The following is a 22,722-nucleotide window of genomic DNA, read 5'->3' on the forward strand; positions in this document are numbered from 1 at the left end:
ACCTTTGAACACCATGTCCGGTTTCAGGAATTTCTTGCAGTCAGGCCACAGTCCGACCCTGTTCGCGGCCTTCCTGTACTTCTCGTTCTCCTGCTGCATCTGGGTGCTCAACGGCGCCATGGCGCCCTTCATCGGCGAGACCTTCAACCTCTCGCCCGCGCAGAAGGGCCTGATGCTGTCGGTGCCGATCATCGCGGGCGCGCTCATGCGCTTTCCGCTGGGCCTGCTGTCGCAGTACATCGGCCGCAAGAAGGCCACGCTGGTCGAGATGGGCCTCATCGCCGTGGCGATGCTGTTCGGCTTCTTCTTCGTGAAGAGCTTCAACGACCTGCTCGCCATGGGCGTGCTGCTGGGCATCGCCGGCGCAAGCTTCGGCGTGGCGCTGTCGCTGGGCTCGGGCTGGTTCCCGCCGCAGCACAAGGGCCTGGCCATGGGCCTGGTGGGCGCGGGCAACGTGGGCACGGCCGTGTCGGTGCTGGTGGCACCGCCGCTGGCCAACTGGCTGGGCTGGCAGGCGGTGTACGGCGTGGCCGCGGTCGCGATCCTCATCCCGATGGTCGTGATGGTGTTCTTCGCCAAGGAGCCGCCGGACGTGGACCCGCACGGCAGCTTCCGCGCCCACATCGCTTGCCTGTTCGAGAAAGACGGCTGGGTGTTCAGCCTCATCTACGGCGTGACCTTCGGCGGCTTCATCGGCCTCACGACCTTCCTGCCCTCGTACTACTACGACCAGTTCGGCGTGAGCAAGGTGCAGGCCGGCCAGCTGACGATGCTCGCGGCCTTCATGGGCGCGGCGGTGCGCATCGTGGGCGGCTGGTTGTCCGACCGCTGGGGCGGCGTGAACACGCTCACGGTGGTGCTGCTGGTGGTGGCCGTGGGCCTCGTGCTGGTGGGTTTCTCGTCGGGCTCGCTGGCGCTCACCACGCTGCTGCTGATCGTGTGCTTCGCCGCGCTGGGCGCGGGCAACGGCGCACTGTTCCAGCTGGTGCCGCTGCGCTGGCCCACGAGCACGGCCGTGGCCGGCTCGATGATCGGAGAGATCGGCGCCCTCGGCGGCGGCCTGGTGCCCAACGCCATGGGCCTGTCGAAGCAGTACCTGGGCAGCTATGCCTGGGGCTTCGTGTTCTTCGGTGCGCTCTCGCTGGCGATGCTGGGCGTGATGCGCGTGATGCAGATCCGCTGGACGCGCACCTGGGCCGAAAAAGGCGGGCGCGCGCGCGTCACGCCGGCCCCTGTGGTTGCCAAGCCCTCGCCCGTTCGCAAGGCCGCCCGTTCATGAGCCTCTTCGCCCGCCCCCGCTCAACGTGGCAGGAAGAGAAGCCACACGATGAGCAGCACGTTGAACAGCACCGACACGCCGAGCGCGAGCTTGTACAGCGCGAGCGGATCGCGGCGGATCAGCGGCGTGGCGGCGGGCGCGTTCACGGGGCGCGAAGCACCGCGCTCCAGCGCGAGCAGCATCTCCTCGGCGGTCTCGAAGCGTTCGCGCGGATCGCGGGCCACGGCCTTGCGCACGAGGTGGTCGAGCCACACGGGCACGTCGGGCCGCAGGCGCGAGAGCGCGACCGGATCGCGCCGGTAGCGCGCCACCTGGTAGGGCTCGATCTCGCCGTAGGGCAGGTGCCCGCCGAGCCATTGGTAGAGCGTGGCACCGAGCGCGAACAGGTCGCTGCCCGCGTCGGCCACGCCGCCCTCTTCCCACTGCTCGGGGTTGATGTAGCTCGGCGTGCCCGCGTGCAGCTCGCGCTGCGCCGCGCCTTCGCGGCCCGAGATCGCCACGCCCAGGTCGAGGATGCGCCAGCGCCCGTCGTCGCCCCGGTGCAGGTTGCCGGGCTTGATGTCGCGGTGGACCACGCCGTGGCGGTGCAGCCGGCCGAGTGCGCGGCTCACCTCGATGGCCGCGGCGACCACCTCGGCCACGGCGCCGCGCGTGCCGTCCTTGCGCATCTGCTCGAGCGTGCGCCCGCCGTGCCAGTCGAACACGATGTACAGCGCGCTGGCGTCCGGCGCGCGCTCGTGCACGCGCACGAAGCCGCCGCCCTGCCCCACGCGCTGACCCAGCCAGGCCTCGTGCGCCAGCATCGCGCGCTCCTGCGGGTCGCCGGCGCGCGACGGGTGCAGGGTCTTGAGCGCGACCAGTTCGCGCGTGACCGGATGGCGCGCCTGGTACAGCAGGTGCACGCCGGTGTCGGCCACCAGGCCGGTGACGACGTAGCCGTCGAGCACGTCGCCCACCTTGAGCCACGGCGGCGGCGCCAGCCGGCGGCCGTCACCGAGTTCGTCGTCGAGCTGGCGCGCGTCGAGCCCCACCACGCGGATCACCAGCGCGGTCGCGTTGTCGCGCGTGCCGGCGTCCAGCGCCGCCTGCACCAGCGCCTCGCTCGCGGCCTCGGCATCTCCCTGCAGCGCGAGCGCGGCCACCTGCTGCGGCTTGAGCACGCCGTGCACGCCGTCGGTGCTGAGCACGAAGCAGTCGCCCACGCGCACGTCGCCCTGCAGGTAGTCGACGCGCACCTGGTCGTCCAGGCCGATGGCGCGCGTGAGCCGGCTGCGCATGTCGGGGTGGTCGAAGGCGTGGTCCTGCGTGAGCAGCTGCGCGGGCTCGCCGTCGGCGCGCACGCGCCAGGCACGCGTGTCGCCCACGTGGGCCAGCGTGTAGCTCTGGCCGTGCAGCACCAGCGCGGTGAGCGTGGTGAGCGCCGTGCCGGCGCCCTCCTGCTTGCCCTGGCGCCGGCGGTTGTGGTCGGCCAGCCAGCCGTTCTGCGCGCCGATCAGGCGGTCGAGCGCGGCGGTCGGCTCCCAGGTCGCGGGCGTGGCGAAGTAGTCGGCCAGCAAACCCATCACCGTGGTCTGCGCCGCCTCGCGGCCGCGTCCGCCGCTCGAGACCCCATCGGCAATGGCCGCGATGAGCCCGCGTGCCTCGTCGCCGGCCGGCGCATGCACCGTGCCAGCGAAGTCCTCGTTCGCGTCGCGCGGCCCGCGCTGGCTGCTGTAGCCGATGTCCACTTCAAAGCTCATGGCGCGATTCTGACCGCGCGCCGCGGGCCGTCGTTCGGTTGATTTCCCTGAAAGGTCCCGCCCCATGAAGAAAATGAAACTCGTGATGGTCGGCAACGGCATGGCCGGCGTGCGCACGCTCGAAGAGCTGCTGAAGATCGCACCCGACCTGTACGACATCACCGTCTTCGGCGCCGAGCCGCACCCCAACTACAACCGCATCCTGCTGTCGCCGGTGCTCGCGGGCGAGCAGACGGTGGACGAGATCGTGCTCAACAGCTGGGAGTGGTACAGCGACAACCACATCACGCTGCATGCCGGCAAGAAGGTGGTCGAGGTCGACCGCGTGAACCGCATCGTGCGCGCGGAAGATGGCACCGAAGCGCCCTACGACCGCCTGCTGATGTGCACCGGCTCCAACCCCTTCATGCTGCCCGTGCCCGGCAAGGACCTGAAGGGCGTGATCGCCTACCGCGACATCGCCGACACCGACTACATGATCGAGACCGCGCGCACGCACAAGAACGCGGTGGTCATCGGCGGCGGCCTGCTGGGCCTGGAAGCGGCCAACGGCCTGATGCTGCGCGGCATGACCGTGACGGTGGTGCACGTCATGCCCTGGCTCATGGAGCGCCAGCTGGACGACGTGGCGGGCAAGCTGCTGCAGAAGTCGCTCGAAGACCGCGGCCTGAAGTTCCTCATGGGCGCGCAGACGCAGGACCTGGTGGGGGGTGACGATGGCCGCGTGAAAGCCATCCGCTTCAAGGACGGCACCGAGGTCTCGGCCGACCTCGTGGTGATGGCCGTGGGCATCCGCCCCAATGTCGAGCTGGCCGAGAAGATGCGCCTGCACTGCAACCGCGGCATCGTGGTGACCGACACGATGCAGACGGTGACCGACGCGCGCATCTACTCGGTCGGCGAATGCGCGGCGCACCGCGGCATCGCCTACGGCCTGGTCGCGCCGCTGTTCGAGCAGGCCAAGGTCGCGGCCAACCATCTGGCGCAGTTCGGCATCGGCCGCTACCTCGGCTCGCTCACCTCCACCAAGCTCAAGGTGACGGGCATCGACCTGTTCAGCGCCGGCGAGTTCATGGGCGGTGAAGGCACCGAAGAGATCGTCATGAGCGACCCCTTCGGCGGCGTCTACAAGAAGCTGGTGCTCAAGGACGACAAGCTCATCGGCGCCTGCCTGTACGGCGACACGGTGGACGGCAGCTGGTACTTCAAGCTGTTGCGCGACGGGCGCAGCGTGCACGACATCCGCGACAAGCTGATGTTCGGCGAATCGAACATCGGCGACACCGGCCACGAGGGCCACAGCAAGGCCGCGAGCATGCCCGACGACGCCGAGGTGTGCGGATGCAACGGCGTGAACAAGGGCACCATCTGCAAGGCCATCAAGGAGAAGGGCCTGTTCACGCTCGACGAGGTGAAGAAGCACACCAAGGCCAGCGCCAGCTGCGGCTCGTGCACCGGGCTGGTCGAGCAGATCCTGATGTTCACGGCCGGCGGCGACTACTCGGCCACGCCGAAGAAGAAGGCGGTCTGCGGCTGCACCGAAATGAGCCACCAGGACGTGCGCGACGCGATCCGCAAGGAGCACTGGCTCACGCACGACGCGGTCTACCGCGGCATGGGCTGGCGCACGCCCAACGGCTGCGCCACCTGCCGCCCGGCGGTCAACTACTACCTGATCAGCACCTGGCCGAAGGAGGCGAAGGACGATCCGCAGAGCCGCTTCATCAACGAGCGCAGCCACGCCAACATCCAGAAGGACGGCACCTACTCCGTCATTCCGCGCATGTGGGGCGGCCACACCACGCCCGACGAGTTGCGTCGCATTGCCGACGCGGCCGACAAGTACAAGATCCCGACCGTCAAGGTCACGGGCGGCCAGCGCATCGACCTCTTGGGCGTGAAGAAGGAAGACCTGGAAGGCGTGTGGAAGGACATCGGCATGCCCTCGGGCTTTGCCTATGCCAAGTCGCTGCGCACGGTGAAGACCTGCGTGGGCAGCGAGTGGTGCCGCTTCGGCACGCAGGACAGCACGCAGATGGGCAAGGACCTGGAGCGCGCGCTGTGGGCCATGTACTCGCCGCACAAGGTCAAGCTGGCCGTGTCGGGCTGCCCGCGCAACTGCGCCGAGGCCGGCATCAAGGACGTGGGCGTGATCGGCGTCGACTCGGGCTGGGAGCTGTACGTGGGCGGTAACGGCGGCATCAAGACCGAGGTGGCGCAGTTCCTCGTGAAGGTGAAGACCGCCGAGGAAGTGATGGAACACGCCGGCGCCTTCCTGCAGCTGTACCGCGAGGAAGGCTGGTACCTGGAGCGCACCGTGCACTACATCGGCCGCGTCGGGCTGGACTACGTGAAGAAGAAGATCCTCGAAGACGCCGAGGGCCGCAAGGCACTGTGGGAGCGGCTGCAGTTCGCGCTCGACGGCGAGCCCGACCCGTGGTTCGAATCGGTGCAAGCCTCGGTGGATGTGCGGCAGTTTGCGCCGCTGAGCGTGTGATCGGAGCGACCGCTTGAAACGACGACTCTTCATCGCATCTTCCGCCCTCGCCGCACTCGCCCCGGTGGGCGCCCGCGCGCAGGTGGCCGACCTCAACGACGCCATCAACAAGGCTGGCCGCCAGCGCATGCTGTCGCAGCGCGCGAGCAAGGCCTACCTGGCGCTGGTGCAGAAGGTGGAGCCGCGCAGCGCGCAGCAGGTGCTCGACCGCTCGGTGGCGCTGTTCGAGCGCCAGCTCGGCGAGCTCAAGGCCTTCGCACCGACGCCGGCGCTGCGCGCCACCTACGATGGCCTGGACGGCGCCTGGCGTGCGTTCCGCACCGAGCTGGCCGATGCGGCGCCCGGCCGTGAAGCCGCCGCGCGGGTCGTGGCACTCGACGCCGCCGTGCTCGCGCTGGCCCACCAGGGCACGGCGCAGTACGAGGCCGCCTCGGGCAGGCCGGTCGGGCGGCTGGTCAACATCGCGGGGCGCCAGCGCATGCTGTCGCAGCGCATGGCCAAGTGCTACCTGGCCGCGGCCATGCAGATCGACCCGGCCGGCAGCACCGCCGAGATCGCCAAGGCGCGCACCGAATTCCTGGCCGCGCTCGAGCTGTTGCGCAACGCGCCCGAGGCCACCGCACAGATCCGCCAGGAGTTGGTGCTGGCCGATGCGCAATGGATGTTCTTCAACCGCGGCCTGCAGCGCCTGGACGGTGCGGGCGCCTCGCCCGCGCTGATGTCCGACGTGTTCGTGAGCAGCGAGAACCTGCTCGCGATCATGGACCGCGTGACCGGCCTGTACGCCGAGATCAAGACCTGATCCGCGCCCGACCCCAAAGACAAGAGAGCCCCACCATGAGCGATTGGAAAGCCATCTGCCGCCTCGACGACATCCCCGTGCTCGGCGCCCGCCGCGTGATGCGGCCCGCCGGCCTGGACGTGGCCGTGTTCCGCAATGCCGAGGACCAGGTCTTCGCCCTGCTCGACCGCTGCCCGCACAAGGGCGGCCCGCTGAGCCAGGGCATCGTGTTCGGCACCAGCGTGGCCTGCCCGCTGCACAACTGGGCCATCGGCCTGGACGACGGCTGTGCCCGCTCGCCCGACGAAGGCTGTACGCCGAAGTTCGCGGTGAAGCTGGAAGACGGCGTGGTGCACCTGGACGCCGGCGAGCTGGCCACGCACGCGCTCGACCTGGAGCGACCGGTCGCCGGGCCGCAGCGCCTGGCCGCCGTGACGGTCCTGTCCCCGGAAGAAGGTTGAGGCCCGCATGACCCAGGAGACGCGCTCCACCTGCCCGTACTGCGGCGTCGGCTGCGGCGTCATCATCGAATCGCAGGGCGACCAGATCACCGGCGTGCGCGGCGACCCCGACCACCCCGCGAACTTCGGCCGCCTGTGCACCAAGGGCTCGACCTTGCACCTCACGGCCAGCGCGACCGTCACGCGCCAGACGCGGCTGTTGCAGCCCCTGCAGCGCCTCGCGCGCAAGGAGGCGCCCGCGCCCGTGGCATGGGACCACGCGCTCGACCTCGCCGCCGGCAAGTTCGCGCAGGTGGTGCGCGACCACGGCCCCGACGCGGTCGGCTTCTACGTGTCGGGCCAGCTGCTCACCGAGGACTACTACGTCTTCAACAAGCTGGCCAAGGGCCTGGTCGGCACCAACAACATCGACACCAACTCGCGCCTGTGCATGAGCAGCGCGGTGGCCGGCTACAAGCAGACGTTGGGCGCCGACGCGCCGCCGGCCTGCTACGACGACCTGAAGCATGCCGAGTGCCTGTTCATCGTGGGCAGCAACACGGCATGGGCGCACCCCATTCTGTTTCGCCGCATCGAGGACGCGAAGGCCGCGAACCCGGCGCTGAAGATCGTCGTGGCCGACCCGCGCCGCACCGACACGGTCGAGATCGCCGACCTGTTCCTGCCCATCCAGCCCGGCACCGACGTCATGCTGTTCCACGGCATGCTGCACCTGATGCTGTGGGAAGGCTGGACCGACACCGCCTACATCGCGGCCCGCACCAACGGCTTCGACGCGCTCAAGGCCACGGTGCGCGACTGCACGCCCGATACCGTGGCGCAGGTGTGCGGCATCCCGAAGGACGACCTGCTCGCGGCGGCGCGGCTGTTCGCCACCTCGCCCGCCACGCTGAGCCTGTACTGCCAGGGCCTGAACCAGTCGTCCAGCGGCACGGCGAAGAACGCGGCGCTCATCAACCTGCACCTGGCCACGGGCCAGATCGGCAAGCCCGGCGCCGGTCCGTTCTCGCTCACGGGCCAGCCCAATGCGATGGGCGGGCGCGAGGTGGGCGGCCTGGCCAACCTGCTGAGCGCGCACCGCGACCTGGCCAACCCAGAGCACCGCGCCGAAGTGGCCGCGCTGTGGGGCGTGCCCTCGGTGCCCGAGAAGCCCGGCAAGACGGCCGTGGAGATGTTCCAGGCCGCGGCCGACGGCGAGATTCGCGCGCTGTGGATCGCCTGCACCAACCCCGCGCAATCGATGCCCGACCAGGCCACGGTGCGCCGCGCGCTCGAACGCGCCGAGTTCGTCGTGGTGCAGGAAGCCTTCGCCACCACCGCCACCTGCGCCTTCGCCGACCTGCTGCTGCCGGCCACCACCTGGGGCGAGAAGGAAGGCACCGTGACCAACAGCGAGCGCCGCATCTCGCGCGTGCGCCCGGCCGTGCCCGCACCGGGCCAGGCGCGCAACGACTGGTCGATCGGCGTGGCCTTCGCGCGCCGGCTCGAAGAACAGCTGGGCCGCACCTTCACGCTGTTCCCGTACGAGAGCGCCGAATCGGTCTGGAACGAGCACCGCGAATCCACGCGCGGGCGCGACCTGGACATCACCGGCCTGAGCTACGCGATGCTCGAGAACGCCGGCCCGCAGCAATGGCCGCTGAAGGAAGGCGAGCACACCGGCCGCGTGCGCCTGTACGAAGACGGCGTGTTCCCCACGCCCGACGGCCGCGCGCGCTTTGTCGACACGCCCTACAAGCCCGTGGCCGAGGCGCGCGAGGCACGCTTTCCCTTCTCGCTGAACACTGGCCGGCTGCGCGACCAGTGGCACGGCATGAGCCGCACCGGCACGGTCGGCAAGCTGTTCGGCCACGTGGCCGAGCCCATGGTGCAGATGAACGCGCAGGACATGGCGCGCCGCCAGATCGCCGAGGGCGACCTGGTGCACCTCACATCGAAACGCGGCTCGATCCTGCTGCCGGCGCGCGCCAGCGCCGAGATCGGCATGAGCCAGGCTTTCGTCGCCATGCACTGGGGCGAGGAGTACCTGAGCGGCTGCTCGTCGACCGGCGTGCGGCTCGCGGGCATCAACGCGCTCACCACGCCGGCCTACTGCCCGACCTCGAAGCAGCCCGAGCTCAAGCACACGCCCGTGAAGATCCTCAAGGCCGAGCTGCCGTGGTCGCTGCTGGCCATGGCCTGGCTGCCCGCCGGCGACGCGCTCACGGCGCAGCGCGCGCTGCAGCCGCTGATGGCGCTGTTCCCCTTCGCCACCTGCGTGCCGTTCGCGGGCAACGCGCCCGGCGAAGCAGAACGCAGCGGCGTCCTTTTTCGCGCCGCCGCGCACGACGCGCCCGACGCCGCGCTGGTCGAAAAAATCGAAGCCCTGCTGGGCCTGCAGACCGCCGACACCCTGCGCTACGCCGACCACCGCCGCGGCCAGCGCCGCGCCGCGCGGCTGGTGCGCCGCGCCGACGGCAGCGCCGGGCTCGAAGCCTTTTTGCTGGGCGGCGACACCAGCGCCGAAGCCTGGATCGCCACCCTGCTGCGCGAGGAGCTGCCGGCCCAGAGCTACGGCCGCCTGCTGCTGTCGCCGGGCGCCCGCGCACCGGTGGCCGTGCAGTCGCGCGGCAAGCCGGTGTGCGCCTGCTTCAACGTGACCGACCGCGCCATCGAGGCCGAGCTGCTGCGCTGCACCGGCAGCGCCGACGAGCGGCTGGCGGCGCTGCAGGGGGCGCTGAAATGCGGCACCAACTGCGGCTCGTGTGTGCCGGAGCTCAAGCGCATGGTGCGGGCCACCCGGGCCGAAGCACTGGCCGTGGGGGCATAAGCCGACTCACATTCCGGCATAAGCGTTGCGGGACAATCCGCCTACCCATGGGAATCAGCCACTACATCAAGGAAATCGGCCGCGGCGCGCGGGGCGCCCGTCCGCTCACGCGCGAGCAGGCCTGCGACCTGTTCGGCCAGGTGCTGGACGGCACGGTCACCGACCTGGAGATCGGCGGCTTCTGCCTGGCCATGCGCATCAAGGGCGAGACGCCCGAGGAGATGGCCGGTTTTCTCGACGCCACGCATGCGCGGCTGAACCCCGTGACGACCCGCGGCGGCCCGCTGATCGTGCTGCCCAGCTACAACGGGGCGCGCAAGCTGCCGGTGCTCACGCCGCTCCTGGCGCTGCTGCTGGCGCGCGAAGGCCTGGCGGTGCTGGTGCACGGCAGCGCGAGCGAAACCTCGCGCGTACTGGCATCGAACGTGCTTTCAGCCCTGGACATGCCCCCGATGACCACGCTCACCCCTTTGGCCGCCGGCCAGGTGGGCTTTGCCCCGACCGAGTTGCTGAACCCCGCGCTCAAGCGGCTGCTCGACGTGCGCCGCGTGGTGGGCCTGCGCAACCCCGGCCACAGCGTGGTCAAGCTGATGCGCCCGACCACCGGCCCCTGCGTGGTGGTGGCCAGCTACACGCACCCCGAATACGCCCGCACCATGGGCGAGACCTTCGAGCTCACGGGCATGACCGCCCTGCTCTCGCGCGGCCTCGAAGGCGAAGTGGTGTCCGACCCGCGCCGCACCGCGCAGATCGACGGCTTCGTGCGCGGCGTGCGCAGCGAACTCCAGGCCCAGGCCGCCGGCACCGCCGCCGACGTGCCCGGGTTGCCGAAAGAAATCGACGTCGCCACCACGGCCGCCTACACGCGACGCGTGCTGGCCGGCGAGCTTCCCGTGCCCGAAGCCATCGCGACGCAAGTCAGGCACATCACCGAACTGGCCTCCCACGCATGAACACCCCCTCCACCCTCATCACCGGCCGCTGCACGCTGGTGGGCGCCGGCCCCGGCGACCCCGAGCTGCTGACCGTCAAGGCCGTCAAGGCAATCCAGGCCGCCACGGTGCTGCTGGTCGACGACCTCGTGAACGACGCCGTGCTCCAGGCCTACGCCCGCCCCGGCGCGCGCATCGTGCACGTGGGCAAGCGCGGCGGCTGCAAGAGCACGCCGCAGGCCTTCATCGAGCGGCTCATGATCACCGCCGTGCGCGAAGGCGAAACCGTGGTGCGCCTCAAGGGCGGCGACCCGTTCATCTTCGGGCGCGGCGGCGAAGAGGTGGAACACCTGCGCGAGGCCGGCATCGAATGCGCGGTGGTCAACGGCATCACCGCCGGCCTGGCCGCCGTGACCTCGCTGGGCGTCCCGCTCACCCACCGCGACCATGCGCAGGGCGTGGTCTTCGTCACCGGCCACGCCAAGACCGGCGCCGGCGCGGCCGAAGACCCGACCGACTGGCGCGCGCTGGCCGCCACCGCGCACAACGCACGCCTGACGCTCGTGATCTACATGGGCGTCTCGGGCGCCAGCCACATCGAGCGCGAGCTGCTGCACGGCCTGCCGGGCGACACGCCCGTGGCCGTGGTGCAGCACGCGAGCCTGCCGCACCAGCGCCACCTCGTGACCACGCTGCAGGGCCTGCAGGCCCGCATCGCCGAGGCCGGGCTGGCCAGCCCGGCGGTGATCGTGGTGGGCGATGTGCTGCAGGGGCTGGCCGCAGCGGCACTGCAGCCGGGCGACACCGGTCGGTTCGGTACCTAGCCAAGCGCCTCTCAGCGCACAGATTCGAGGTGCGTGACGGTCGGCTTGCCCTTCACCACCTCGACATGGAACCGGACCTTGTCGCCGGGCTTGACCTGTTCAAGCATCTGCTTCTCGGCCACATCGAAACCCATCGTCATCGGCGGCATCGCCAGGTTGGGGATGTCGTCGTGCTTCAACACGATCAGGCCGCGGGCCGGATCGATCTTCTGGACCACCGCATCGGTCAGCATGCCCGGCGTGGACGCCTTCGCGGGCGGTGGCTCGCTCTTCGGCGCCTGGGCCTGGGCGGCACCGGCCAGGCCGGCGAGCAGCGCGAAGGCAAGGGGATGGAGGATGTTCATGAAGTGGCTCCTTGATGAGATGAGGGGTTGGAAACGGCAGACGACAAAGGGGCGCGGCGGCGCAGCAGATACCAGGCCGCGGGCACGACCAGCATGCTCAGCAGCGGCGCGGTGACCATGCCGCCCACCATGGGCGCGGCAATACGGGTCATGACCTCCGAGCCGGTGCCGCTGCCCCACAGGATGGGCAGCAGGCCGGCCATCACGACGGCCACGGTCATGGCCTTGGGCCGCACGCGCAGCACGGCGCCTTCGCGGATCGCGGCCAGGAGCGTCTCGTCGTTCAACGGCTCGCCGGCGTCGAGGCGCCGCGCCAGCGCGTTCTTCAGATAGACCAGCATCACCACGCCGAACTCGGCCGCCACGCCGGCCAGCGCGATGAAGCCGACCGCCGTCGCCACCGAAATCGAATGGCCCAGCGCCCAGATGAGCCAGAAGCCGCCGACGAGCGAGAACGGCACCGCCGCCATCACGAGGGCCGCATCGGCGAACGAGCGGAACAGCAGGTACAGCAGCACGAAGATGACCGCCAGCGTGGCCGGCACGACCAGCTTCAGCCGCTCGGTCGCGCGCGCCAGGTACTCGAACTGGCCGGACCATGACACCGCGTAGCCCGCGGGCATCTTCACGGCCTGGTCGACCGCCGCCTGCATGTCGTGGACGGCGGAGCGCAGGTCGCGCCCACGCACGTCGACGTAGACCCAGCCCGAGAGCCGCGCGTTCTCGCTGCGCAGCATCGGCGGGCCGTCTTCGATCGCGATGCGCGCGACATCGCCGAGCAGCAGTTGCGCGCCCTTTTCCGTCACGAAGGGCAGCTGCCGCAGCCGTTCCAGCGAATCGCGGATCTCGCGCGGGTAGCGCACGTTGATCGGATAGCGCTCGCGGCCCTGGATCACTTCGCCCACGTTCTCGCCGCCGATGGCCGTCGACACCACGGCCTGCACATCGGCCACCGAGAGGCCGTAGCGCGCGGCCGCGAGCCGGTCGACATCGACGTCGATGTAGCGCCCGCCGGTGAGCCGCTCCGCCAGCGCCGACGACACGCCGGGCACGCCCTTCACCGCCGCCTCGATCTGCGTGGTGAGCGCATCGATGGTGGCCAGGTCCGCCCCCGCCACCTTGATGCCGACCGGGCTCTTGATGCCCGTGGCCAGCATGTCGATACGGTTGCGGATGGGCGGCACCCACACGTTGGTCAGGCCCGGCACCTTGACGGCGCGGTCCAGTTCCTCGACCAGCCGGTCGGGTGTCATGCCGGCGCGCCACTCGCGCTTCGGCTTGAACTGGACGGTGGTCTCGAACATCTCGAGCGGCGCGGGGTCGGTCGCGGTGTCGGCACGGCCTGCCTTGCCGAACACGCGCGCGACCTCGGGCACGGTCTTGATGAGGCGGTCGGTCTGCTGCAGCAGTTCTGCCGCCTTCGACACCGACAGCCCCGGCAGCGCCGACGGCATGTAGAGCAGGTCGCCTTCATCCAGCGGCGGCATGAACTCGCCGCCCAGCCGCATCAGCGGCACCACGGTGAGCGCCAGCAGCACCGCGGCGACGGCCAGCGTTCCCTTGGGAAAGCGCAGCACCAGCTCCAGCGCGGGCCGGTAGACGGCCATCAGGCAGCGGTTCACGGGGTTGGCGCCTTCGTGCGGAATGCGCCCGCGCACCAGGTAGCCCATGAGCACCGGGATCAGCGTCACCGACAGGCCCGCCGCAGCGGCCATCGCATAGGTCTTGGTGAAGGCCAGCGGCGAGAACAGCCGCCCCTCCTGCGCCTCGAGCGAGAACACGGGCACGAAGGACAGCGTGATCACCAGCAGCGAGAAGAACAGCGCCGGCCCGACCTCCACCGACGCATCGGCCACGAGCCGCCATTGCTCGACCACCGTCGGCTGCCGGCCCTGCGCCGTCTCGAAGACCTCGATGTGCTTGTGCACGTTCTCGACCATCACGATGGCGCCGTCCACCATCGCCCCGATCGCGATCGCGATGCCGCCCAGCGACATGATGTTGGCGTTGACGCCCTGCCAGTGCATGACGATGAAGGCCGCGAGCACGCCGATCGGCAAGGCCACCACGGCCACCAGCGCCGAGCGCAGGTGAAACAGGAAGACCGCGCAGACCAGCGCCACCACGATGAACTCCTCGATCAGCTTGCCGCGCAGGTTGTCGACGGCGCGGTCGATCAGCAGCGAACGGTCGTAGGTGGGCACGATCTCGACGCCCGGCGGGAGGCCGGGTTGGAGGGCATCGAGCTTGGCCTTGACGGCCTCGATGGTCGAGCGCGCGTTCTTGCCCGAGCGCATGACGATCACGCCGCCGGCCACTTCGCCCTCGCCGTCGAGCTCGGCGATGCCGCGGCGCATCTCGGGGCCGATCTGCACGGTGGCCACATCGCGCAGCAGCACCGGCGTGGCGCCTGTCACAGCCAGCGGGATGGTGCGGAAGTCGTCCAGCGAACGCAGGTAGCCGCGCGAACGCACCATGTACTCGGCCTCGGCGAGTTCGACGACCGAGCCGCCCGAGGCCTGGTTGGCCTTCTGCAGCGCCGCCACGACCGCCTGCTGTGTGATGCCCAGCGCGCGCATGCGGTCGGGATCGAGCACCACCTGGTACTGGCGCACCATGCCGCCGATGCTGGCGACCTCGGCCACGTCGGGCACGGTCTTCAGTTCGAACTTGAGGAACCAGTCGTTCAGCGCGCGCAGCTGCCCGATATCGCGCGTGCCCGTGCGGTCGACCAGCGCGTACTCGTAGACCCAGCCCACGCCCGTGGCATCGGGGCCCAGCGAGGCGTTCGCGCCCGCGGGCAGCCTGCCCTGCACCTGGTTCAGGTACTCGACGACGCGCGAGCGCGCCCAGTACGGATCGGTCTTGTCGTCGAACAGCACGTAGACGAAGGAGTCGCCGAAGAACGAATAGCCGCGCACCGTCTTGGCACCGGGCACGCTGAGCATGGTGGTGGTCAGCGGGTAGGTGACGAGGTCTTCGACCACCTGGGGCGCCTTGCCGGGGAAAGGCGTGCGGATGATGACCTGTGTGTCGGACAGGTCGGGCAGTGCATCGAGCGGCGTGCGCACCACCGACCACCACCCCGCGGCCACCAGGAACAAGGTCGCGATCAGCACCAGGAAGCGGTTGCCGATCGACCAGCGGATGACGGCGGCGATCATCGCTTGGCGCCCTGTGGCATGCGCTGCACGGAGACCAGCTCGTAGCCCGTGGGGCCGCCTTCCTTGAATTCGAAGCGGACCAGGTCGCCGGGCTGGACGTCCGGGAACGCCTCGGGCGACGCCTTCGCAAAGCCCATCGTCATCGACGGCCATTTGAGCGTGGCGACAGGGCCGTGCGAGATCGTGAGGCCGTCGGGCGCCACGCTTTCCACCTTGCCTTCGGCCTGGTGCAGCACGGCAGCCGGCGCTGCGGCCGTGGCCGCGGGCGACGCCATGCTGCCCAGTACCGAACGCAGCCGGGCCTCCGAGTCGATGAGAAACTGGCCGCTGGCCACGACCTGCTCGCCTTCATTCAGACCGGAGATGACTTCGGTGTCGTCGCCGAGGTCCGCGCCAGTCGACACGTCGCGCGGCTCGAACGCGCCGTCGGCCTTGCGCACGATGACGACCGCGCGCTTGCCGGTGCGGATCACGGCTTCGGACGGCACGACCAGCCGGGTGCTGGCGGGCCCCGTCACCTTCAGGCGCAGCAGCATGCCGGGCGTGAGCTTCCCGTTCTTGTTGTCGACCTCGAAGCGGGCCTTCAGGGTGCGGGTGGCGGCGTTGACCTCGGGCAGGATCTCGTCGAGCGTGCCGTCGAACGACTGGGCGGCGTCGGCCTGGAGGACCGCCTTGACCTTCTGGCCGCGCGCGAGCCGCACGGCCTGCGCTTCCGGGATCTCGACGACCGCCCAGACCTTCTCAAGGCCCGCGATGCGGAACAACGTCGTGCCGGGCGTGACCGCGACGCCTTCGCGCACGCCCAGCTCGGCCACCACGCCGTCGGAGGGTGCAGTGATCACGTAGCGCGCCTGCGCCGTGCCGGTCTCCTCGCTGCGGCGGATGAGTTCGGCGGGGATGGACAGGGCCCGCATGCGATCACGCGCCGCCGCGACGAGGTCGGCGGAAACGCCCGATCGCTTGAGGGCCAGCCATTCGTTCTGCGGCCCGAGCCATTCAGGCGCGAAGACCGTCGCCAACGCCTGCCCCTTGCGCACGCGCTCCATCGGCGCGCGGACCGACAGGCGCTCGACGTAGCCCGCCACGCGCGTCTGCACGACGACGTTGAGCCGCTCGTCGAACTGCACGGCGCCGACGGCATCGAAGGACGCGGCGGTTTGCGCCCGCCGCACGCCGGCATACCGGATGCCGAGGTTCTGCTGGACCGTGGGGCTCACCTGCACGCCGCCTTCGCGGCCCGTGCCGGTGGCGCTGTCGGCGTACATGGGCACCAGCTGCATGTCCATGAACGGCGACTTGCCGGGCTTGTCGAAGCGCGGGCCCGGCACCATGGGGTCGTGCCAGTAGAGGACCTTGCGGCCGTCCGAGGTGGACGGGGCTGTCGTGCGCCCCAGGTAGAAGGCGCCTGCTGCGAGCAACAGGGCGGCCAGCAGCGAAGCTCCGATCGTGCGTGTGCGGTTCATGGGGCCCCCTCGGTGGTGAGCGGCCGGAAGGCCAGTTGGACGTGGGTTCTGGCCAGGTCGCGCTGCAGCGTCAGCAGCTTGCGCTGCGCTTCGACTTCGGCATGCCGCGCCGCGAACAACGTGACGAGGCTGCCCTGGTTGGAGCGGTAGGCCGCCGTTGCGGCCGCCGTTCTCTGGCCGGCCGGAACGACCACGCCGGTGCGGTAGCGGTCGATGCGTTGCTGCAGGCGTTGCGCATCGCTGCGCAGCGCCTGGTACTCGGCGGTCGCGGCCCGGGTGGCTTCGGCCAGGTCGGCCTCGGCTTTCTCGACTAAGGCGAGCTTGGCGGCGGTGTCCCGGTCCTGCCGCTCGCCGGGCGCCACGGGCAGGGGAATGCTCAGGCCCACCGACACCATGTCGGCGTAGCCGGTGCGCTGGCCATAGGCGAGCTCCCAGGTCCAGTTCGGCTTGCGGTTGGAGGCGGTGACGGCCGCCGTCTGCCTAGCCACGTCGACATCGCGCTGCAGGGCCGCGACCGTGGGGTGCGCGGCCACGTAGGCCGCTTCGGACGGCACGGCGATGGCGCCCGGGGGCCGCAGTTCGTCGGGCGGCACGCCGACCCAGCGCTGGAAGGCGGCGCCCGCGGCTTCCTGCTGCTGCAGGAGGTCGGCCGTCTCGTCTTCCGCGATGCCTCTGGCGCCGGCCAGCGCCAGCACGTCCTGGCTGCTCCCCGCGGCCGACGACAGGCGTGCGCGCGAGGCCTCCAGTTCTTCGTGCGCGTGGTGCTCCATGCGCCGTGCGAGCTTGACGCTCTCGCCGGCGTAGAAGGCGTCCACATACGCGAGCGCGGCCTGCCGGCGGGTGTCGGCCACGGCGGCCTGCACCCGCACCGCTTCCACCCCGACCGACGCCTCGGCGGCGGCCTGCCGCGCGGCGCGCTTGTCGGCGGACAGCCATTCCTGGCTGAGGCCGATGCGCTTCATCGTCATCGAATCGCGCGTGGTGTGGAAACGGTCCGCGCCCGTCGCGGGCAGGTTGTCGACGCCGATGCGCAGCGTGGGGTCGGGAAGCTGCGGGGCCGCGGAGGCCGCCGCCGTGGCGCTGGCGACGCCGGCACGGGCGGCGCGGGTGGCTTCGGAACGCCGGGCCGCAAGCTCCAGCGCTGCATCAAGAGATAAGGGGGCCGCCGCCGCTAAGGACGGCAGCAACGCGACGGCCCAGACGGCCGCGCGCGAAAAAGGAAGGGACATGAAAACTCCGCAAACGAACGAGCGAATCGCTGGCAGGCGGACGCGCCGCACCAGCACCGGTCAGTCGACGGAGATGTCAGACGCGCAGTCTGCGCGTGGTGAGAAAAACGGGATCGGGCGGTGGATGCTGCCGCTCCGGCACGGCCTGCGGCGGAAGGACATGGCCTTCCGACACCAGCACCAGCGGCATCACTACGAGCTGCACGATGGCCGGCAGCGAGGGCGTGGTCAGCTTCACCGGCTCGAAGGACAGCGACAGGTCGGCGGCGTGCTGGAAGCACAGCACCGGCTGGGCCATGTCCATGCCTTCGCAGGGCTCGCCCGACGCCATCATGTCGGCCATCGAACCCGGGCTTTCCGGGGCGCCGGGGCAGACATAGCCTGCCAGCGCCAGCTGCGAGAACAGCAGCGACAGGACCACGAAAATCGCGGTCGTGCAGCGACGGAGAGAGCGGCGGGCCATGAGGAGGCGCAGTGTAGCGCCGCCGTCCGGGCGCCGCCTAAAATCCCGCCCGGCCCAACGAACAAGAAGGAAGAGGCAGGGATGCTCGACAAACTCAACGAATTCACCGAAAGCCACGGCGAGCTGCGCCGCGGGCGCGGGCTGGTCACAGGCACCATCGCCTTCAGCCTCGCCGCCCTGTGCTTTCTGGGCGTGCTGGCCTTCCACTTTCCGCAGTACCTGACGACGCCCGAGCTGCGCAAGAGCTACAACGTCGACGTGATGCGCGTCATCCTGCTCACCGCGCTGGTCATTGCGGGCGGGCTCTCGCTGGTCAACATCATCTTCAACCGCTCGCGCTGGCTCTCGTCGGCCGCGTTCCTGCTGGTGGCGGTGTCGGCGCTGCTGGGCGGGCACAAGGTGCCGGTGCACGACTTCGCGGACCACACGCCTTACATCGGGCTCGATTGGTTCATCCTCGACCTCCTGGGCTCGTCGCTGATCTTCATCTTCATCGAGAAGCTCTTTGCGCTGCGCAAAGATCAACCCGTGTTCCGCGAAGAGTGGCAGACCGACTTCCATCACTTCGTGGTGAACCACATGATCGTGGGCTTCGTGCTGCTGGCCACCAACCTCATGGTGCACAAGCTCTTCGGCTGGGCCGCCAACGACGGCATCCGCGGCTGGGTGAGCAACCTGCCGTTCTGGGCCGGCATCCTGCTGATCATCCTGGTGGCCGACCTCGTGCAGTACTGGACGCACCGCGCGTACCACGAGGTGCCGGTGCTGTGGCGCCTGCACGCGGTGCACCACAGCGTGAAGAGCATGGACTGGATGGCGGGCTCGCGCCAGCACATCCTGGAGCTGCTGATCACGCGCACGCTGGTGCTCGCGCCCATCTACGTGCTGGGCTTCAGCAAGGACGTGATCGACGCCTACATCGTGGTGGTCGGCTTCCAGGCGGTGTTCAACCACTGCAACGTGAGCGTGCGCCTGGGCCCGCTGCGCTACCTGATCGTGACGCCCAACTTCCACCACTGGCACCACAGCCAGGACATCGAGGCGCTCGACAAGAACTACGCGGCGCACTACGCCTTCCTCGACTACCTCTTCGGCACGGCCGTGAAGAGCACCAAGCTCTGGCCCGAGAAGTACGGCGTGCTGGGCGACTACGTGCCCAACGGCTTCTTCAAGCAGCTGAAGTTCCCGTTCGTCTGGAAGGGATGAGCATGGCTTCCCTTCTTCGCGCCGTGGCGCTCGCCGCGGCGCTGCCGCTCCTACTCTCGGCCTGCGCCACGCGCATCGAGATGCCTTCCGAAACCTCCGGCCTGCGCCTGCGCGTGCAGAGCTCGGTGATCGCCCCCGGCAACGGCGGCGAGCTGATCGGCGCCGACGTGCTGGCGCCCGGCGACATCCTGCTGACCTCGATCGCCACGGTGAACTCGTTCGGCATCCGCCTGGGCACCTTCTCGCCCGTGAGCCATGCCGTGCTGTACCTGGGCGACGGCCAGATCGCCGAGGCCGTGGGCACCGGCGTGCGCGCGCGGCCGCTGGCCGAGGTGGTCGACGAAGAGCAGATGGTCGTCGCCTTTCGCGTGCCGGGCCTCGTCGAGGCCGACGTCGAGAAGATGCGCGAATGGGCGCACTCGCAGGTCGGCACCCGCTACAACACCGCCGGCGTGCTGCTGAACGCGCCCTTCGTGCTGAACCGCCGGCTGTGCGAGCTGCCGCTGATTCCCTCGGCCGTCAGCGCGTACTGCATCAGCGGCCTGGCCACGGTGCAGCTGGGTGCCAGCCGCAACGACCAGTTCTTCTGCTCCCAGTTCGTGCTGGAGGCCTACCGCCAGGCCGGCGTGCCGATCACCGACGCCGACCCGCGCTGGGTGAGCCCGGCCGACCTGCTCCACATGCGCGAGGGCGACGTGCCCTCGATCGCCGCCACGCAGCCGTTGCGCTACGTGGGCCACCTCAAATACAACCCGCCGCCGGTGCTGGCGGCGGACGGACCCGCTTGAGCTCTCCTTCTTCTTCCCCTCCTTCTTCTTCCTTTGACGTCGTTGTCGTCGGTGCCGGCGCCGCCGGTCTCTTGTGTGCCGCGCTGGCAGGCCAGCGCGGGCTGCGCGTGCTGCTGGTCGACCACAGCGAGAAGGTCGGCGAAAAGATCCGCATCTCGGGCGGCGGCCGCGCCAACTTCACCAACCGCGACCTCGACGTGCGCGCCCCGCAGCGCCATTTCGTCGGCGACAACCCGAATTTCTGCCGTTCGGCGCTCTCGCGCTACGCGCCGCAGCAGTTCATCGACATGGTGCAGCGCCACGGCATCGCGTACCACGAGAAGCACAAGGGCCAGCTGTTCTGCGACGGCTCCTCGCAGCAGATCGTCGACATGCTGCTGGCCGAGTGCGCCGCCGGCAACGTCGAACGCTGGCAGCCGTGCAAGCTCGGCGACATTGCCTTTGTCGACGGGCGCTACCAAATCAGTAGCACGCGCGGTCCGATCGACACGCCCAAGCTCGTGGTGGCCACCGGCGGCCTGTCGATTCCCCAGATTGGTGCGAGCGACTTCGGCTACCGGCTCGCCGAGCAGTTCGGCCTGCGCCTGGTCACGCCGCGTCCGGCGCTCGTGCCGCTGACCTTCGGCGGCGACGCCTGGGCGCCCTACGCCGGCCTGGCCGGGCTGGCGCTGCCGGTGCGCATCGAGACCGGCGGCAAGAAGGACAAGATGGCCTTCCTGGAAGACCTGCTGTTCACCCACCGCGGCCTGTCGGGCCCGGCGGTGCTGCAGATTTCGAGCTACTGGAAGCCCGGCGCCCCGCTGACGCTCGACTTCGCGCCCGGCATGGACGTGGCCGAGTCGCTGTCCGACGCCAAGCGGCGCTCCAAGAAACGCATCGCCAACGAGCTGGCCACGCTGGTGCCCTCGCGGCTGGCCGACGCCTGGGTCGGCGAAGACCCGGCTCTGCAGCGCCCGGTCAACGAGGCCACCGACAAGGCGCTGGCGGCGCTGTCCGAGCGCATCGCCCGCTGGCAGATCACCCCCAGCGGCACCGAGGGCTACAAGAAAGCCGAGGTGACGGCGGGCGGCGTCGACACCCGCGATCTGTCGTCGCAAACGATGGAATCGAAGCAGCCGGGCCTGTATTTCATCGGCGAAGTGGTCGATGTGACGGGCTGGTTGGGCGGATACAACTTCCAGTGGGCGTGGGCGAGCGCCCATGCGTGCGCACAGGCGCTCTGAAGGCGCACTCTTGAGGTTTTTTCCAGGACACCGAGGAACCGGCTTTGCCGGGCCTCAGGTGTCGCCCCCGGCGAGGGGGTTGGGGAAGCGACACGAAGTGCGCGCAGCCTGGGGGAGTGCTATACTCGCGGGCTAACTTTTGGCCTTCCCTCAACGGCCACAAAATTTTTCAGTTGAGGAACCCCGGCTTGGGGCCTCGATCTCCCCCGGCCAAATCCATTTCAACGATTCATCAATGACCACCATCCGCGTTAAAGAAAACGAGCCCTTCGACGTCGCCCTGCGCCGCTTCAAGCGCACCATCGAAAAGCTCGGCCTGCTGACCGACCTGCGCGCCCGCGAGTTCTACGAGAAGCCGACGGCCGAGCGCAAGCGCAAGAAGGCAGCTGCGGTCAAGCGCCACTACAAGCGCGTGCGCAGCATGCAGCTCCCCAAGAAGCTGTACTAAGCAACGCCCAGGGTGGCTGGCCCCGACGAAAGTCCCCGCCAGCGCCCCGTTGCACCAGCCGCGCCAGGGAAACCTGCCGCGGCTTTTGTTTTTTCCGAAAGGTTGCGAAGAATGACTCTCAAAGAACAAATCACCGAAGACATGAAGACGGCGATGCGCGCCAAGGACTCGGAGCGCCTGGCCACCATCCGCCTGCTGCTCGCCGCCATGAAGCAGAAGGAAGTCGACGAGCGCGTGGAGCTGGACGACGCCATGGTCGTGGCCATCGTCGACAAGATGGTCAAGCAGCGCAAGGACTCGATCGCCGCGTTCACCACGGGTGGCCGCGCCGACCTGGCCGACAAGGAAGCCGCCGAGATCAAGGTGCTCGAGGTCTACCTGCCCCAGCGCATGAGCGCCGATGAAACGGCCGCCGCGGTGAAGGCCATCGTGGCCGAGCTGGGCGCCTCGGGCCCCGGCGACATGGGCAAGGTGATGGGCGTGGTCAAGACGCGCCTGGCCGGCAAGGCCGACATGGGCCAGGTCAGCGCCGCGGTCAAGGCCGCCCTCACGGGCGCCTGAGGCGGCCACCGCCATGAAGAACGGCAGCAGCAGCCCGCTCGGCGCCGCCCCCGTCGCGACGATCCCGAAGGCCTGCGCCTGCCTGGTCGATGCGCAGGGCCGGCTGCTGGTGTTCCGTCATCCCGAAGACGGCAACATGCAGCTGCCCAAGGGCACCATCGAGCCCGGCGAGTCGCCCGAGGCGGCCGTGCGGCGCGAGCTGCTCGAAGAGTCGGGCCTGGTGTTCGCCGGCCGGCTGGAGTCGCTGGGCACGCTGGAGCGCGAATGCGAAGCCGGCGTCGAAGGCAACACGCACCGCCACCCGCAGCGCTGGCACATCTTCCTGATGCGCGACCACCGCGCCCTGCCCGAGACCTTCGAGCACATGGCCACGGGCAGCCCCGAAGAAGAAGGCCTGGTGTTCTCGTTCCGCTGGCTCGAGGCCGACGCGGCCATCGAGGACTTCGCCCTGCCCTACCGCCAGACCATCGAGCGCGTGCGCGCGGCCCTGCTGGCCGCCAGCTGACCGATC

General features: G+C 69.7%; 19 protein-coding genes. 13 read left to right on the forward strand and 6 right to left on the reverse strand.

What is annotated here, in order from left to right; translation table 11 throughout:
* The first annotated feature begins 13 nt into the window (after positions 1-13).
* Positions 14-1,279 carry an MFS transporter gene (locus tag AC07YS_RS16700; protein ID WP_495267575.1) on the forward strand — a complete coding sequence of 422 codons (1,266 nt, stop codon included), beginning with the start codon at positions 14-16 and terminating at the stop codon, positions 1,277-1,279.
* Positions 1,280-1,299: 20 nt separating this feature from the next.
* Here AC07YS_RS16700 and AC07YS_RS16705 read toward each other — a convergent pair whose 3' ends face one another.
* Entirely contained in the window at positions 1,300-3,018 is a 1,719-nt protein-coding gene (locus AC07YS_RS16705) for a bifunctional protein-serine/threonine kinase/phosphatase (protein ID WP_495267576.1), read from the reverse strand.
* Positions 3,019-3,082: 64 nt separating this feature from the next.
* Here AC07YS_RS16705 and nirB point away from each other — a divergent pair, with 64 nt between their 5' ends.
* Genes nirB through cobA form a run of 6 tightly spaced genes read left to right on the forward strand, consistent with a single transcriptional unit; the run spans position 3,083 to position 11,322 of the window.
* Positions 3,083-5,515, forward strand: coding sequence for a nitrite reductase large subunit NirB (nirB, locus tag AC07YS_RS16710; protein WP_495267577.1), 2,433 nt, complete (start codon positions 3,083-3,085; stop codon positions 5,513-5,515).
* A gap of 13 nt (positions 5,516-5,528) precedes the next feature.
* On the forward strand, positions 5,529-6,317 hold the full coding sequence (locus tag AC07YS_RS16715) for a type IV pili methyl-accepting chemotaxis transducer N-terminal domain-containing protein (RefSeq protein ID WP_495267578.1): 789 nt from the start codon (positions 5,529-5,531) through the stop codon (positions 6,315-6,317).
* A gap of 35 nt (positions 6,318-6,352) precedes the next feature.
* Positions 6,353-6,757 carry a nitrite reductase small subunit NirD gene (nirD, locus tag AC07YS_RS16720; protein WP_062475470.1) on the forward strand — a complete coding sequence of 135 codons (405 nt, stop codon included), beginning with the start codon at positions 6,353-6,355 and terminating at the stop codon, positions 6,755-6,757.
* A gap of 7 nt (positions 6,758-6,764) precedes the next feature.
* Positions 6,765-9,566 (forward strand): nitrate reductase, encoded by a 2,802-nt coding sequence (locus AC07YS_RS16725; RefSeq protein ID WP_495267579.1) that lies wholly within the window; start codon positions 6,765-6,767, stop codon positions 9,564-9,566.
* A 47-nt stretch (positions 9,567-9,613) separates the two neighbouring features.
* Positions 9,614-10,519: a DNA-binding protein YbiB gene (gene ybiB / locus AC07YS_RS16730; RefSeq protein WP_062476543.1), complete on the forward strand. Its 906-nt coding sequence runs from the start codon at positions 9,614-9,616 to the stop codon at positions 10,517-10,519.
* Positions 10,516-11,322 carry a uroporphyrinogen-III C-methyltransferase gene (cobA, locus tag AC07YS_RS16735; RefSeq protein ID WP_495267580.1) on the forward strand — a complete coding sequence of 269 codons (807 nt, stop codon included), beginning with the start codon at positions 10,516-10,518 and terminating at the stop codon, positions 11,320-11,322. Before ybiB ends, cobA begins: the two co-directional genes overlap by 4 nt.
* Positions 11,323-11,333: 11 nt before the next feature.
* Here the strand turns inward: cobA and AC07YS_RS16740 are convergent, their stop codons facing one another.
* The 5 genes from AC07YS_RS16740 to AC07YS_RS16760 all read right to left on the reverse strand — a co-directional run bounded on the left by AC07YS_RS16740 (position 11,334) and on the right by AC07YS_RS16760 (position 17,985).
* Positions 11,334-11,666 carry a copper-binding protein gene (locus AC07YS_RS16740; RefSeq protein WP_495267581.1) on the reverse strand — a complete coding sequence of 111 codons (333 nt, stop codon included), beginning with the start codon at positions 11,664-11,666 and terminating at the stop codon, positions 11,334-11,336.
* Positions 11,663-14,830, reverse strand: a complete 3,168-nt coding sequence (locus AC07YS_RS16745) for an efflux RND transporter permease subunit (RefSeq protein ID WP_495267582.1) — start codon at positions 14,828-14,830, stop codon at positions 11,663-11,665. Before AC07YS_RS16745 ends, AC07YS_RS16740 begins: the two co-directional genes overlap by 4 nt.
* Positions 14,827-16,293 (reverse strand): efflux RND transporter periplasmic adaptor subunit, encoded by a 1,467-nt coding sequence (locus AC07YS_RS16750; RefSeq protein WP_495267583.1) that lies wholly within the window; start codon positions 16,291-16,293, stop codon positions 14,827-14,829. Before AC07YS_RS16750 ends, AC07YS_RS16745 begins: the two co-directional genes overlap by 4 nt.
* The gene (locus AC07YS_RS16755; RefSeq protein WP_495267584.1) at positions 16,290-17,522 is read right to left on the reverse strand and encodes a TolC family protein; all 1,233 of its coding nucleotides are present in this window, start codon (positions 17,520-17,522) and stop codon (positions 16,290-16,292) included. The genes AC07YS_RS16750 and AC07YS_RS16755 overlap by 4 nt, the downstream gene beginning before the upstream one ends.
* 76 nt (positions 17,523-17,598) lie before the next feature.
* A complete protein-coding gene (locus tag AC07YS_RS16760; RefSeq protein ID WP_495267585.1) occupies positions 17,599-17,985 on the reverse strand; it encodes a hypothetical protein in 387 nt (128 codons plus the stop codon).
* An 81-nt stretch (positions 17,986-18,066) separates the two neighbouring features.
* Between AC07YS_RS16760 and AC07YS_RS16765 the strand changes: the two genes are divergently transcribed.
* From AC07YS_RS16765 to AC07YS_RS16790, 6 genes are all read left to right on the forward strand, one after another.
* Positions 18,067-19,191 (forward strand): sterol desaturase family protein, encoded by a 1,125-nt coding sequence (locus tag AC07YS_RS16765; RefSeq protein ID WP_070063138.1) that lies wholly within the window; start codon positions 18,067-18,069, stop codon positions 19,189-19,191.
* A 2-nt stretch (positions 19,192-19,193) separates the two neighbouring features.
* Positions 19,194-19,979 carry a YaeF family permuted papain-like enzyme gene (locus tag AC07YS_RS16770; RefSeq protein ID WP_495267586.1) on the forward strand — a complete coding sequence of 262 codons (786 nt, stop codon included), beginning with the start codon at positions 19,194-19,196 and terminating at the stop codon, positions 19,977-19,979.
* Positions 19,976-21,202, forward strand: coding sequence for a BaiN/RdsA family NAD(P)/FAD-dependent oxidoreductase (locus AC07YS_RS16775; RefSeq protein ID WP_495267587.1), 1,227 nt, complete (start codon positions 19,976-19,978; stop codon positions 21,200-21,202). The genes AC07YS_RS16770 and AC07YS_RS16775 overlap by 4 nt, the downstream gene beginning before the upstream one ends.
* Positions 21,203-21,437: 235 nt before the next feature.
* Entirely contained in the window at positions 21,438-21,650 is a 213-nt protein-coding gene (gene rpsU, locus AC07YS_RS16780) for a 30S ribosomal protein S21 (RefSeq protein ID WP_007833691.1), read from the forward strand.
* 111 nt (positions 21,651-21,761) lie between these two features.
* Positions 21,762-22,211 (forward strand): GatB/YqeY domain-containing protein, encoded by a 450-nt coding sequence (locus AC07YS_RS16785; RefSeq protein WP_062476513.1) that lies wholly within the window; start codon positions 21,762-21,764, stop codon positions 22,209-22,211.
* 13 nt (positions 22,212-22,224) lie between these two features.
* Complete coding sequence (locus AC07YS_RS16790) at positions 22,225-22,716, forward strand: NUDIX domain-containing protein (RefSeq protein WP_062476510.1); 492 nt, start codon at positions 22,225-22,227, stop codon at positions 22,714-22,716.
* Positions 22,717-22,722 lie beyond the last annotated feature (6 nt).

It is taken from the genome of Variovorax sp. GW458-11-26-14-LB1 (assembly GCF_059423965.1).